At 37.6% G+C, this 14155-nt stretch carries 12 protein-coding genes; 5 read left to right on the forward strand and 7 right to left on the reverse strand.

Annotated elements, in window-relative coordinates:
• Positions 1–194 precede the first annotated feature (194 nt).
• Positions 195–1325: an aldo/keto reductase gene (locus TTE_RS12055; protein ID WP_011026531.1), complete on the reverse strand. Its 1131-nt coding sequence runs from the start codon at positions 1323–1325 to the stop codon at positions 195–197.
• A gap of 106 nt (positions 1326–1431) precedes the next feature.
• Positions 1432–2106 carry a hydrolase gene (locus tag TTE_RS12060; protein ID WP_009610908.1) on the reverse strand — a complete coding sequence of 225 codons (675 nt, stop codon included), beginning with the start codon at positions 2104–2106 and terminating at the stop codon, positions 1432–1434.
• Positions 2107–2676: 570 nt separating this feature from the next.
• On the opposite strand from TTE_RS12060, the gene TTE_RS12065 reads away from it, so the two are divergent.
• The 5 genes from TTE_RS12065 (at position 2677) to TTE_RS12085 (ending at position 8348) form a co-directional block, all read left to right on the forward strand.
• Positions 2677–4431, forward strand: a complete 1755-nt coding sequence (locus TTE_RS12065) for an ABC transporter substrate-binding protein (protein ID WP_041587231.1) — start codon at positions 2677–2679, stop codon at positions 4429–4431.
• A 63-nt stretch (positions 4432–4494) separates the two neighbouring features.
• A complete protein-coding gene (locus tag TTE_RS12070; protein WP_011026534.1) occupies positions 4495–5460 on the forward strand; it encodes an ABC transporter permease in 966 nt (321 codons plus the stop codon).
• Positions 5461–5473: 13 nt separating this feature from the next.
• Positions 5474–6391, forward strand: a complete 918-nt coding sequence (opp4C, locus tag TTE_RS12075; protein ID WP_011026535.1) for an oligopeptide ABC transporter permease — start codon at positions 5474–5476, stop codon at positions 6389–6391.
• A gap of 11 nt (positions 6392–6402) precedes the next feature.
• Positions 6403–7386, forward strand: coding sequence for an ABC transporter ATP-binding protein (locus TTE_RS12080; protein ID WP_009610916.1), 984 nt, complete (start codon positions 6403–6405; stop codon positions 7384–7386).
• Complete coding sequence (locus TTE_RS12085; RefSeq protein WP_011026536.1) at positions 7383–8348, forward strand: ABC transporter ATP-binding protein; 966 nt, start codon at positions 7383–7385, stop codon at positions 8346–8348. The genes TTE_RS12080 and TTE_RS12085 overlap by 4 nt, the downstream gene beginning before the upstream one ends.
• On the opposite strand, the gene TTE_RS12090 is transcribed toward TTE_RS12085, so the two are convergent.
• The 5 genes from TTE_RS12090 to TTE_RS12110 all read right to left on the reverse strand — a co-directional run bounded on the left by TTE_RS12090 (position 8349) and on the right by TTE_RS12110 (position 13750).
• Positions 8349–9590, reverse strand: a complete 1242-nt coding sequence (locus TTE_RS12090) for an MFS transporter (protein WP_011026537.1) — start codon at positions 9588–9590, stop codon at positions 8349–8351.
• Between the two features lie 84 nt (positions 9591–9674).
• Complete coding sequence (locus tag TTE_RS12095; RefSeq protein WP_011026538.1) at positions 9675–10478, reverse strand: REP-associated tyrosine transposase; 804 nt, start codon at positions 10476–10478, stop codon at positions 9675–9677.
• A 70-nt stretch (positions 10479–10548) separates the two neighbouring features.
• Positions 10549–11688 (reverse strand): ABC transporter permease, encoded by a 1140-nt coding sequence (locus TTE_RS12100; RefSeq protein WP_011026539.1) that lies wholly within the window; start codon positions 11686–11688, stop codon positions 10549–10551.
• The gene (locus TTE_RS12105; RefSeq protein WP_011026540.1) at positions 11689–12804 is read right to left on the reverse strand and encodes an ABC transporter permease; all 1116 of its coding nucleotides are present in this window, start codon (positions 12802–12804) and stop codon (positions 11689–11691) included.
• Between the two features lie 10 nt (positions 12805–12814).
• Positions 12815–13750: an ABC transporter ATP-binding protein gene (locus TTE_RS12110; RefSeq protein ID WP_011026541.1), complete on the reverse strand. Its 936-nt coding sequence runs from the start codon at positions 13748–13750 to the stop codon at positions 12815–12817.
• Positions 13751–14155: the final 405 nt, after the last annotated feature.

Raw genomic sequence — 14155 nt, forward strand, 5'->3', positions numbered from 1 at the left:
ATAATACATAAAAATGAAACCAAATAGTGTTACTCCGCGTCTATAATATTGGGGAGATTTCGTCAGGGAGAGATAAAAAATGGAAAGAAAGTTTTACTTAATTATTATTCTAGCATTAAGCCTTCTATGCCTTCTACTTGGAATAATGCTTTTTATAACAGCATTTTACCCTAAAATTTAGGGGTAGCAAAAACCTACCCCTCAAAATAGCTGGCAACCTCTTTAAGATACTCTATAATCGGAAGGTGCTGTGGGCATACGCTCTCACAATTGCCGCATTCTATACAAGAACTAGCCTTTGCATCCCCTAAATCCTCATAGGCTTTGCGATTCGCCTCATAAATATTGTACATATGCGCTTCATTGTAAAGCTCGAAATTTCTCGGTATGTTGACCCCATTTGGACAGGGCATGCAGTAATTACATCCTGTACAAGCAATAGGGGAAAGCTCTTTATATTTATTTCTAACTCTTGCCACAATCTCCAGCTCTTCAGAAGTCAAAGTGCCAATCCCAGACCTGTTCGCGCTCTCTATATTTTCTTTCAACTGCTCAAAAGTGCTCATGCCACTTAAAACAACAGAGACTTCAGGCTGGTTCCAAAGCCACTGGAGTGCCCACTCAGCAGGACTCCTCTTCACTTTTGCTGTATCCCATATCTCCTGCACAGCTTTTGGAGGATTGGCAAGTCTTCCTCCTCTTATGGGCTCCATTATCACAACTCCCAATCCTTTTGATGCAGCATACTTTAACCCCTTTTCTCCTGCCTGCACATCTATGTCCATGTAATTGTACTGTATCTGGCAAAAATCCCACTTGTCATAGTAGTCTATTATTTCTTTAAAAATAGGAAACTCGTCGTGAAATGAAAAACCTATGTATCTTATTTTTCCTTCCTGTTTTTTCTTTTCAGCCCAGGCTAAGGCATCAACTCTTTTCATATTCTCCCACTTGTTTTTATCTAAAGCGTGTAAAAGGTAAAAATCTATATGGTCAGTCTGAAGCTTTTTAAGCTGTTCATTTAGATATTTGTCCATGTCTTCTTTCTCGTTGATCAGCCATGTGGGAAGCTTAGTCGCAAGAAAAGTCCTCTCTCTATATCCCTCTTTCAATGCTTTTCCTGTGACAATCTCGCTGTTGCCTCCATGATAAGGCCAGGCAGTATCGAGATAATTCACTCCATTGTCAATAGCATATCTTATCATCCTTATGGCTTCTTTCTCATCTATTCTGCTGTTGTCATTGTCAATGACAGGGAGTCTCATCAATCCAAATCCTAATGCAGACACTGCCACATCCAATTTTCCAAATTTTCTATATTGCATAATCCTCTCCCCTTTCCCTGCAAAGTTGTAAAGTAATTATATCACATCTTTTTTTGAGAACAAAATTTATAAAAAAGAAAAGGGCAAAAGCCCTATTAATGTAGATTCACTCTCTTTCTTTCCTATACTTTTCCATTATTTCTGAGAAAATCTCCGCATTTGTTGGCGGTGTATAAGTTATTGCATTGGCACCTGCTTCTATGGTCTTCAAAATTGTCTCTTCAGTAGGACCACCAGTTGCTATAATTGGTATATCAGGATCTATGTCTTTTATCTTTTTCACTATATCAGGTGTCTTTTGTGCTCCCGACACATTAAGAATTGTAGCGCCCGCCTCTATTCTTCCTTTTATGTCTTCCTTCTCAGACACTATAGTGACAACTATCGGTATATCGATGGTGGCTCTCATCTTTTTTATTATATCATTCGCCGTCGGAGCATTTACAACAACACCCATGGCACCAGAGAATTCAGCGTCAAGAGCCAGATTTATAACTCTTTTCCCCTGTGTAAGCCCTCCTCCTACGCCGCAGAAAACAGGTATGTCAGCTGCCATTATGAGAGCATGAGTAATTACAGGTTGTGGTGTAAAAGGATATACAGCCAAAACGGCATGAGCATTGGTGTTCTTAATCAAAGCCACATCTGTCGTAAAAACTAAAGATTTTATCAATTTCCCATACACCTTTATACCGGAAGCCTTTTGATGTATTATCTCAGGCACTAAAACCATTTTCTGCCTTAAGGGAGAAGTTATCTCTGGAACAAAATCATCAGTCATACTCATCACCATCACTTTATTTACTGGTATAGTATTATATTAACCAATAAATATCTCCAATTCAATAGGTTTTTCCCAAAAAACAGTGAAAAAATCAGATAAGAATCAGACAAAGGGGACGGTTCTTTTTGTCTGATTTAAAAGACCTCTTGAAAAATTCAGTCGTAAGGAACCGTCCCTTTTGTCTGTTTTGTTCCCTTTGTTTTTTGTTTAGTATTTTTAAATTGGACTCTTTTTGAAAACCATTTTCACACTCATAAATATAAAAACGTTTAACCATGTGTGCATAATTTACAACTTTTTTTGAAGACTTATTGATTTTTTGTAAAAATTTATGATAAACAGTACTAAACTTTTGTGATACAGCATAAAATTTAAATAGGTAATTTAAAAATCACTAAAATTTACTGCAATTTTTTAATATTTTTTAATTTTGGTTGCACAAAATTAAATTTCTTCATAAATGTTTTACATTTTTAACAGCCATATTGCCAACTAATATTAAATATGCTATAATAGTAATCGTCTACAAAATAAAAACAAAATTAAAGGTAAGGGGGATTTTTGAAGATGCTAAGAAAGAAATGGCTTCCTCTTTTAGTGGTGCTCGTCTTCGCCCTATCAGTTGTCCTATCTGCTTGCAGCAAACCACAGGAGACACAACCATCCGAACAGCCCAAGCAAGAACAAACAACTCCAACAGCTTCTGTCCAGGACAGCGACAACTGGACAAAAGCAAAAGACCCTTCAAAAATACCAGAAGCTTCAAAATCTCGTACAGACACTCTCATAATAGGTCTGCATGAGCCAGCAGGAACATTTAACCCACTCTTCTATGAGACAGCCTATGACAATTACGTCTTAAGCGCTATATTTGATGGCTTAATAGAAGTAAACTTTGACGGAACATATATACCTGGCCTTGCAGAGAAGTGGGATTTGGACAAGGACAATAACACTGTTACGTTCCACTTAAGAAAAGGGGTACAATTCAGTGACGGTACACCTTTAACAGCCCATGACGTAGAATTTACTTACTACGTATTAGCAGACCCAACTTACGATGGACCAATTGACCTCTCTCCTGCAGGTATAATAGGATTTAAGGAGTATCAGGAGGGCAAAGCAGATAAAATTGAAGGTATAAAGGTCTTAGATGACTACACAATACAAATTCAATTAGAAAAACTCATGGGAACTAGCTTGTCAGATTTGGGTATACCTGTAATTCCAAAGCACTACTATGGAAAAGACTTTAAGAAGGGAAATCTTGAGGGCATAAAGGCTTTAATGCAAAAGCCACTTGGTTCGGGTCCATATGTATTTGACAAATTTGTACCTGGTCAGGAAGTGCGCTTAGTAGCAAATGAGCACTACTGGAAAGGTGCTCCAAAAATAAAGAATCTCATCTTCAAAACGACTACAGACGAAACAGCGGTTCAGATGTTGCAGGCAGGAGAAACAGACTATGAAACTTCCAACATCACAGCTAAAAAGGACAATGTAGAGCTCCTCGAAAGCCTGGGATTTGTAGACTATGCACTGTTGCCCACAAACGGATATGGGTATATCGCTTTTAACTTCTATCAGCCAAAATTCCAGGATGTAAGAGTTCGCCAGGCTCTGACATACGGTCTTAACAGAAAAGCTATAGTTGATGCAGTATATCAGGGGCTAGCAGAAGTGAGAAACGTTCCTCAGTCAAAAGTGTCCTGGGCATATCCGCCGGAAGATGAAATAAATCCATATAACTACGATCCAGAAAAGGCAAAACAGCTCCTTGAAGAGGCAGGCTGGAAGCTAGGACCTGACGGGTATCGCTATAAGAATGGTGAAAAGTTCACAATTCACTTCCTGCAGTCAACACCAAACCCTGTGAACGACGCATTAGTGCCAATCGCTGTTGAAAACTATAAACAATTAGGTATTGAGTTTATAGCAGAACCCATGGAGTTTAACTTAATAGTTGATAAAATTAAGAAAGCCAAAGAAAAGACTTTTGACATGTACTTCATGGCTTGGGGATTAAGTGCTGAACCAGATCCATACAACATATTCCACTCCAAAGGGTCACAGAACAGAAACGGATACTCCAATCCAAAGGTCGATGAGCTTATTGTAAAAGCTCGCGAAGAGCTAGATATGAATAAGCGCAAAGAGCTCTACCATGAGCTTTACAAAGTGCTCAATGAAGACCTGCCGTACATCTTCATGTACCAGAGACATGATCTTAATGCCAAGAACATGAGAGTAGTAGGATTCCAGATTTCATCCTTCAGAGACTTCACTTACTCGCTCTATCAGGCAGAACTTCTCCAGTATTAAATTAAGTAAGAAAAGCCCGGACTTAGGGCCGGGCTTTTCCAATGCATTTTAGGAGGGGATTTGATGACACAGTTTATAATAAGAAGGCTTTTGCAGAGCATTCCGACATTGATAGGAGCATCCATAATAATATTTTTAATTTTTGCTCTTGCTCCTGGCGATTACGTAACAAGGCAGTTTGAAAACCCTAAAATGACTCCGGAGAGAATGGAACAGTTAAGAGCGCTATATGGCCTTGACAAGCCCTTACCAGAAAGATATTTAAGATGGGCTGGAAACATGCTAAGAGGCGAAATGGGAGACTCTTTAATGTTTAAAAAGCCTGTCATAAGCGTGATAAACGACTTTATATGGAACTCTTTCCTTTTAGGAGTTGCCATAATGTTTTTTGAATGGTTGATCGCCTCAATAATAGGCATATACTCGGCAGTCCGACAGTACTCTGTCTTTGACACGATAGCTACTTTGATAATTTTTATGTTATATTCCCTGCCATCTTTCTTCCTGGGACTACTTCTCCTCAAAATCTTTGCTGTGGACTTGAGATGGTTCCCAGTAGGTGGCATGATAACCACAGGTTCAAACTACACTGGATGGGCTCATATAACGGATGTAGCAAAACACATGGTACTTCCTGTTGCAACCTTGACTTTGATAAGTGTAGGGGGATTGAGCCGTTACTTCAGAGCTAATATGCTAGAGGTTATCAAACAGGATTATATAAGGACAGCGAGAGCGAAAGGATTAAAGGAAAGGACTGTTATTTTCAAACACGCTTTGAGAAATGCACTTTTGCCTTTAATCACACTTTTCACACTTGAAATACCAAGCCTCTTCGCAGGTGCAATGATAACAGAGAGAATATACAACTGGCCAGGAATTGGTAAAGTGGTTCTCCAAGCGATTTACGTAAGGGACTATCCTTTATTCTTAGGCTATACCATGTTAATAACCGTACTTACAATCCTGGCAAATATCCTGGCAGACGTATTATACGGAATAGCCGATCCTAGGGTAAGGCTTAAATAAGGAGGGATAAAGTTTGGAGAGGTTAACTCCAACACTTGACTATAGAAAAAATCGCAAAAAAGGCGGTACTTCACTGTGGCAAGATGCCTTTCGCCGCTTTATAAGGAACAAATACGCTATTTTAGGTCTTGTAATACTGACCTTTATGGTTTTATTTGCCTTCATAGGACCTTATTTTTCGCCGCATCAGGACGTACCCGATGTGACAAAGGCAAATCAGCCCCCAAGTAAAGAGCACTGGCTTGGAACAGATAACCTTGGAAGAGATGTCCTTTTAAGGCTTATGCTCGCAGGGAGGATATCTCTCACAATAGGTATAGCCGCTACTTTGATACTCCTATTAATTGGCGTGACTTTGGGGTCTATCTCCGGATATTACGGAGGATGGCTTGATGTCATAATAATGAGAATTGCAGATATTATATACGCTATGCCCGGACTTCCAATATTGATAGTGATGGGTGCGATAATGTCAGATTTGAAGATACCTCCAGCTCATAGGATATACTACGTCATGTTCATATTGGGTATTATCTCATGGGTTGGAGTTGCAAGGCTTGTAAGAAGCCAGATTTTAAGCTTAAAAGAGCAGGAATTCATGCTGGCAACAGAAGTTTTGGGTTTAAGAGATAGCAAGAAGATAATAAAACACCTTTTCCCCAACGTACTGCCAACAGTTATTGTCGCCGGAACACTGGGAGTTGCAAGTTCTATAATCTCAGAATCTGCTTTGAGCTTTTTAGGCTTAGGAGTCGTACCTCCAACACCTTCTTGGGGTTATATGCTTTCTGCCGCCAATAATATGATAGACTTTGCAAAGCGCCCGTGGCTATGGATTCCGCCAGGCGTTGCCATAATGCTTACTGTCCTTGCTATTAACTTCGTAGGCGACGCTTTGAGGGACGCTTTTGACCCAAGACAAAAGATTTAGGAGGAGTTGAAATGGCAAGAAATATTGTAGAATTTCGCAATCTTAAAACCTACTTCTACACCGAAGAAGGTGTTGTAAAAGCAGTAAATGACGTCAGCTTTTCAATTCGCGAGGGTGAAACCGTCTGCGTCGTTGGGGAATCAGGGTGTGGAAAAAGTGTAACCGCTCTTTCTCTAATGAGACTCATCCAATCTCCTCCTGGTAAAATCGTAGGTGGAGAGATAATATTTGATGGGAGAGATATCCTTAAATTAAGCGATGCTGAAATGAGAAGGATCAGAGGAAATGAAATAGGAATGATATTCCAGGAGCCTATGACCTCATTAAACCCTGTTCTCACAATAGGAGACCAGCTGATGGAACCTTTAATGCTTCACAAACACATGACAAAAAAGGAAGCCTGGAACAAAGCTATTGAACTTATAAAGCAGGTTGGAATTCCCCGCGCTGAACAGATTATGACAAGCTATCCCCATGAGCTAAGCGGCGGAATGAGGCAGCGCATAATGATAGCAATGGCCATAAGCTGCGACCCCAAACTTTTAATCGCTGATGAACCTACAACCGCTCTGGATGTTACCATACAGGCTCAGATACTTGACCTTTTAAGAAGGCTCAAAGAAGAGAAAAAAATGGCTCTCATGCTCATAACCCACGATTTAGGAATTGTGGCTGAAATGGCGGATTACGTGGTGGTGATGTACGCAGGGAAAGTCATAGAAGAAGCTCCAGTGAGAGAGCTTTTCAAAAACCCCAAACACCCATACACGAGAGGCCTTTTAAAAGCAAAGCCTGTGATTGGAAGAAGGCAAGAAAGGCTGTACACCATACCTGGGCAGGTGCCTAACCCTATAGACCTCGGAGACTTCTGTTATTTCAGCGACAGATGTGAATACACGATGGATGTATGCCGCAAAAAGATGCCTCCTCTTGTCGCTGACGAAAATGGCCATAAAGTAGCCTGCTGGCTGTACGAAGGAGAGTGGAAAAAATGAGCGAACCTTTGATTGAGGTAAAAAATTTAAAAAAGTACTTTCCTATAAGAGGAGGAGTTTTGCAGCGCACAATAGGATACGTAAAAGCCGTAGATGGAGTAAGCTTCACTATAAATAAAGGGGAAACCTTAAGCCTTGTAGGAGAATCTGGCTGTGGGAAGAGCACTGTAGGCCGTACTATAATAAGGCTTTACGACAAGACGGATGGAGACGTTCTTTTTAAAGGTATTCCTATACATAGCCTCAAAAAAAGCGAGCTTAGAAAACTTCGCCCCAAAATGCAGATGGTATTCCAGGACCCCTTTAGCTCTTTAAATCCCAGGCTTAGAATAGGGGATGCAGTAGGAGAAGCCTTATTAGACCACGGCCTTGTCTCAAAAAACGAATTAAGAGATAGAGTAATAGAAGCATTAGAAATGTGCGGACTGGCTTCATATCACATAGATAGATATCCCCATGAATTCTCTGGCGGTCAAAGGCAGAGAATAGGAATAGCTCGCGCACTCATTTTAGACCCTGAATTTATAGTCTTAGACGAGCCTGTTTCCTCCTTAGACGTGTCAATACAGGCACAGATAATAAACCTTTTGATGGATTTACAGCAGCAAAAAGGCCTCACTTACCTCTTCATCTCTCACGATTTGAGCGTGGTGGAACACATAAGCACAAGAGTTGCTGTAATGTATCTGGGCAACATTGTAGAGATGGCATCAAGAGACGAGCTCTTTGACCATCCATTGCATCCTTATACGCAGGCACTTCTTTCTGCGGTGCCAATACCCGACCCGGACCTAAAAAGAGAGAGAATAATACTGGAGGGTGATATACCCAGCCCTGCAAATCCACCAAAAGGCTGCAAATTCCACACAAGGTGTCCTTTTGCAAAGGACATATGTAAAGAACAAGTTCCTGAGTTTAGAGATGTAGGAGGAGGGCATTATGTAGCTTGCCACTTAGTATAGCTACATGCCCTCCTCCTTTTTTTCAAGTTCTTTTATAAAAATGGGTTTCACCAAAAATTCGAAGTACACAAAGCTAATCAAAAGAACCAAAGAAGTAATCAGAAAAGGAAGAGTACTCTTACCTCTTTGAATTACATACCCTGCTATAAAGCTTCCAATAGCCCCTCCTATGCTCCTCAAAAAAGTTCTGGCACCTCCAAAAAAATCTCTCTTATCTTCCTCTACAGCAGACATCGTTTGGCTGTCCACCATATTGAGAAAAAGTGTAAAGCTACCACTCCTTAAAAGGAAAATTAACACAAAAGCAATGGGAAGCATCTTAAAGTAAAGAATGAAAGCCAGCCCTATATTTATAGCGTACACGTAGTAATAAGACCTAATTACTCCCAGCTCATTTATAAGCCAAGGCATTATTATAGAGGCAAAGAACAGAATTATACCATTGGCAGTCAAAACGTAAGAGACAGCCTCATCATGCCACCCTGTGGTAAATTTTATTATGACATTCTGAAAAGGTATAACGACTGAAAATACCATTCCCATTAAAAAGAGATATAATGTCAAAATTATTATTTTGCTGTTCAAATGCTCTTTAAAATTCTCTGTTAAATTTTTTGTCTCAATCTTTTCTGCACTATTAAGCTTATTGTTATTGCGGCAGGGCAAAAATAATCCCCTCAAAATTGCCACTAAAAAGATAGACAAGGCAGATATGTATATCGACCACTGATATTTAGTGGTACCATACTTGAGAAACTGCGGGATAAATCCCCCCATAAGAGTCCCTATCCCGCTGAAGAGGGTAAAAACTGCAAAGAGAAGACTGTAGCTTAAAGTCTCTGCTTCACTTGTCCCGGCATAAGAAAAGAGAAGCTGTATCTCTGTAGAAACCAAAAGTGAAACCCCTATAAACTGTATTATTTGGGCCGGATAAAAGGCATAAAGGGTGGTCCCAATTCCAAACATCAAATAGCCCAATCCTATCAGTACAATCCCCGTTATAAATACCCTTTTCCTCCCAAAATGCCTTGCCATAAATCCTGCTGGCAGTGAAAAAAGCCCCATGACAAAAGTGCCTATAGAGTTTAAAGCGCCAATCTCTTCAGGTGAAATATTCAAAGCTAAAAAGTGGAAATTTAGCACAAACCCTAAAATACCCATTCCTATCCCTAAAAATGCCTCTGTTGCCACAAAAATTTTTACTTCCCTTGGCAGAAATTTTATCTGGTCAAAAAGCCCCATACACTTTCTCCTTTCTTCCCAGACAATCAGACAAAGGGGACGGTTCCTTCCGTCTGATCTTTTAAATTTAATCAGGCTATATAGTCAGGCTTTGCCTTTTTCTTTCAAAATCTTATGTATACTATACCTAGTCACCCCAGCAATAGAAGCAATATCTTTAATTGAAAGTCCTGTTTTTTCTCTGTATTTTTTTATTAAGTCATGCCATTCTTTACGTTTTTTAATTTCCAGATTTTCTATATCTTTAATCCCAAATTCCATTGCCATTTTTTTAAATAACTCTTTGGCTTCTTCCGTACTCATTTTTTCTTCCTCAATGTCGATAAAAATTTCAGTGCCTTCTGTCTGCTCCATATATTTCTTAAACTGTTCTATAGCTTTCTTTTTATCATCAGAGAAAATACCTAAAATCAACTCTGTATCTACAATTTGACACATTTTATCATTATCGTTAAGATAACAGCTATAACTGCTCCACTTATAATCAGAAACTTCTTTCACTAGTCCCGCTTTTACCGGATTCTGGTGAATGTATCTTACTAATGCTATAACGTAACTCTCATCTTCAACTGGCTCACTTCTAAACCTATCTTGAAATAAATGCCCTGTCCTATCGTATTTTTTATTAAAATAAGAAACATAAGTTCCTGCAATCCTCTTAATAGAACTTGACAAATCTTCATTGCCTTCCTTGATCATCAAATGAACATGGTTACTCATTAGACAAAAAGCAGTTAAATAAAACTTCCCGTCTAGCTTTTTCTCTGCCAATATTTCTATAAAGCGCTTTTTATCATCATCATTGTTAAATATATTTTTCTTTTCATTTCCCCGCAACATCACATGATAATATCCACTCTTGCTTTTAACTCTTGACTTTCTAGGCATTTATATCCACTCCAAAAATAATAATTCAGACAAAAGGAACCGTCCCCCTTGTCTGATTATAACATATAAATCAGATAAAATCTCCCATTTTTTCAGAAGTTTTAATTTTATATATTCCTAACAGGATAAAGGTTAATGCAAAAGCCAACAGTATGATTATATTCATATAAACATCGCTTAAACTACCACCCATTTGAATTTTTTCTATAGCGTCTATTGCCCATTTCTGTGGTATAAAATCAGAAAGCTTTTGAAATGATTTTGGCATTAAATATAATGGCCAGAAAGTTCCCCCTAACATACAAGTAGGTGTAATAATTAAAGTAGACAAGACATTAGAATAACTTGTAGAGGGTGAAAAAGCAACTATCATTGAACTTAAACCAATAGAGGTTATTCCAAAAGAAACCAGTACTAAAAAAACATCAAATGTCGCTTTTGTGAAGCTTAAGTTTAATATAAAGGTAATCAACGCAAGTATAAAAGCTATTTGAAAAACTGTCAAAATCAAATTTACCAAAAAATTGCTCGCTAAATAAGTTCTTGGCTTTAAAGGAGAAGCAAAAATTCTGTAAAAAGTTTTATCTCTCTTCTCCACAAGTATAAAATTAGAAATATTAAAAGTACTAAACATCAAAAACATTATAAAAAATCCTAAACTTCTTGTTGTTGCCACTGCCGTCTTCCCTATATCTTCAACAATATATGTTTTCAAGCTAAAAGGACTGTTCTTATAAAGGTTGTACATCTTATAAAAATTTTCTTTATTTCCTTCGGATGCCTTACTCAAATTGTAAAGAACATTTATCTTGCGGTCAAGATAACTTTTCAAAAATAAGGTGGTTTCTTCCCCTTTTATTGATACAATCTCTACATCCTTTGGATTTCCCTTCAAAATTTCTTCTTCAAATCTTTGAGGAATCACTATAGCGCTGTCAACTTTTCCTTTCGATACTTTATCATTTATCTCATCTTCTTTTAAGAAAACAACCTTGAATTTATCCGTTTTTTCCAATGAATTAATTAAATCTGCCGAAATCAGACTTTTATCTTTATCTACAACACCTATTCTAAGCTGTCCGCTGCCACCATAGGTAAAAAGCAAAAAGAAAAGTGGAATTATAATACCAGAAATCAATAAAATAATATTCCCTTTCCTTCTAAAAAATAACTTTACAGTATTGTTCATAACCAAAAATAGCTCTCTCACTTAAAAAGCCTCCCTTCTGAATAAGTAGGCCGACAACACTATGAAAAAAGCTGCAGGAATTAAATTTACCATGAGGGCTGTAGGTACATATTGGTAATTACCTACCCATATCACGTTAAATATGGCTGTATTTGTCCATGTAATTGGAGAAAAATTTGAAAGTCTCTCAATAAACTGACTTCCCATCTCTTTTACAGGATAATATGACCCACCTAAAAAGGCTATAAAAGGAATTATACCGTTTAGTAAACCTTGTGCCATTGCTCCATTTTTTATAATAAACCCCAAACTCACTCCCAAGCCCACCACAAAAATTATCTCACTAATTATAATCACAAAAACAGTTATGATATCATTTCCCCAATTAGTTCCGAAGATGTATTTGCTAAAAAAAATAATAATCAAGGCCTGTATAAAAACAGAAAAAGTTACCCCTAACACCTTCCCTATCAATATTTCATATTTCTTAACAGGAGAAGCTAATATTCTGCGCCCTGTCTTTTTTGTCCTTTCCATATCTATTGAAAATACACCACTCATAGCACCGTATAAAATTATCAAAGTAAGCATTGTAACAGAATAATAATCGAATGATGTTTGTTTAACTTTTCTGTCAATAGAGGTTATATTTATAAATTCTCTATTTAAATTTATATCGCCGCTATTCTTAAGAAAGGCAGGATTTTGTGAAGCTATAGCTGTCATTCCCTTAAAAGTATCAACAAAAGAGTCAATCATACTTTCTGCAATCTCCGTTTTTATATCTCCATGTGCATTCTTATAAAAAGTTATATCTTTACCTTTTAAAAAAACATAACCATCATATTTGCGTTTTTCTATTTCACTTATTCCTTTGCTGATATCTTTTATTTCTACAAATTTTACTCCCATTTTATCAGTTTCTTTAATGAAAATATCAAAACCCTGTGAAAGTACCGTATCTCCTTCATCTGTATATATCACTTTTATATCCCCTAATTTTATATCTGATGTTGACGAAAACGCAAAACCTAAAATTCCAATAAGAACTATTGGCAATAGTATCATAATTGCCATTACATTCTTGTCATAAAGAATTTCCTTTATTTCTTTAAGCATTATAGTAAGGATTCTCATTTTACCACCTCTAATCCCTCAATTTTCTGCCCGTTAACGTGAGGAAAACTGTCTCCAAATCGGGAATTTCATTTCTCAGATTGCGTATTGGTATATTCTTTGAAATAAAATAATGGATTATATCATCAAAATTGCTCACATCTTTTAAACTTGTTATCTTTATCGTGCTGTCTTTTATCTCAACATCTTTTACACCCTTTATTCCTTTCAATTCCTCCTCTTTTATTCCATCAATTGAGCCAATTTCAATATAAACTGTATTCACATCTGTAACCATTGAAATGAGTTCTCCCTTTGTTCCTTCAGCTATAACCTTGCCATGGTCCATTATAGAAATCCGTGTACAGATAGCCTCTACTTCCTCCATATAGTGACTTGTGTAAATAATTGTACTACCCATTTCATTTAACTTTTTAACAGATTCCAAAATGTGATTCCTCGATTGAGGGTCTATACCTACTGTAGGTTCATCCATTATTATCAATTTAGGTCTATAGGCAATGGCACAGGCAATATTTAGCCTTCTTTTCATACCACCTGAAAATTTATTTGGTACTTCTTTCGCTTTATCTGAAAGACCTACAAACTCTAATGCCATCTCTACATTTTCTTTTAGCTCTTTCCCCTTAAGTCCATAAAGGCTTGCAAAAAACTTTACATTTTCATAGGCTGTTAAATCTCCATATATAGCAACGTCCTGAGGCACAATACCTATATTTTTCTTTATGAATTCAGCATCTTTACGTATGTCTTTGTCAAAAACATAGACTTCACCTCTGTCAAAACTTATCAGTCCGCAGATTATGCTTATAGCCGTAGTCTTTCCTGCACCATTGGGACCCAAAAGTCCATAAATTTCCCCTTCTTCTATTTCCAAATTTACATTATCTAAAGCTATAATATTGCCAAACCTTTTTGTCAAATCCTTCATTCTAACTATTTTCATAAAATCCCTCTCCCTAGAATATAAATTTTCAGATAAAAGAAAATATCCCTCTTAATTGAAATTGATTTACCTTTCTAGGAATATTATAAAAGAAATGGTGGAAATTATCTAGTATAATCACATAAAAAAAGTAAGGTCCGCGATGGTCTTCGCTTCAGCCAGTACAGGTCCTTCGGCACCCTTTAGCACTTCACAACCTGTACTGACCTATGCTCGACTGCTATGGATACCTTAGAAGTCTTATGCACCTTCCATAAGACCTCCAGTCTAAGTACACTGCAAAGGCGCGTACTTTGACCTGCGGCACCCATAGCAGTCTTAGCTCGACTGCAATGCATCCTTTTTAGCTTATAGCTTTATCAAGACACATTGCAATCTGCCCTCTGACTGACATTCGCAATACCG

This window comes from Caldanaerobacter subterraneus subsp. tengcongensis MB4 (assembly GCF_000007085.1).
Taxonomy (GTDB): Bacteria; Bacillota; Thermoanaerobacteria; order Thermoanaerobacterales; family Thermoanaerobacteraceae; genus Thermoanaerobacter; species Thermoanaerobacter subterraneus.

What these genes read in the sequence shown, in the direction of transcription:
- TTE_RS12055 (WP_011026531.1), bottom strand. Translation starts at nt 1,325, where the DNA reads ATGCAATATAGAAAATTTGGAAAATTGGATGTGGCAGTGTCTGCATTA.
- TTE_RS12060 (WP_009610908.1), bottom strand. Translation starts at nt 2,106, where the DNA reads ATGACTGATGATTTTGTTCCAGAGATAACTTCTCCCTTAAGGCAGAAA.
- TTE_RS12065 (WP_041587231.1), top strand. Translation starts at nt 2,677, where the DNA reads ATGCTAAGAAAGAAATGGCTTCCTCTTTTAGTGGTGCTCGTCTTCGCC.
- TTE_RS12070 (WP_011026534.1), top strand. Translation starts at nt 4,495, where the DNA reads ATGACACAGTTTATAATAAGAAGGCTTTTGCAGAGCATTCCGACATTG.
- TTE_RS12080 (WP_009610916.1), top strand. Translation starts at nt 6,403, where the DNA reads ATGGCAAGAAATATTGTAGAATTTCGCAATCTTAAAACCTACTTCTAC.
- TTE_RS12085 (WP_011026536.1), top strand. Translation starts at nt 7,383, where the DNA reads ATGAGCGAACCTTTGATTGAGGTAAAAAATTTAAAAAAGTACTTTCCT.
- TTE_RS12090 (WP_011026537.1), bottom strand. Translation starts at nt 9,590, where the DNA reads ATGGGGCTTTTTGACCAGATAAAATTTCTGCCAAGGGAAGTAAAAATT.
- TTE_RS12095 (WP_011026538.1), bottom strand. Translation starts at nt 10,478, where the DNA reads ATGCCTAGAAAGTCAAGAGTTAAAAGCAAGAGTGGATATTATCATGTG.
- TTE_RS12105 (WP_011026540.1), bottom strand. Translation starts at nt 12,804, where the DNA reads ATGAGAATCCTTACTATAATGCTTAAAGAAATAAAGGAAATTCTTTAT.
- TTE_RS12110 (WP_011026541.1), bottom strand. Translation starts at nt 13,750, where the DNA reads ATGAAAATAGTTAGAATGAAGGATTTGACAAAAAGGTTTGGCAATATT.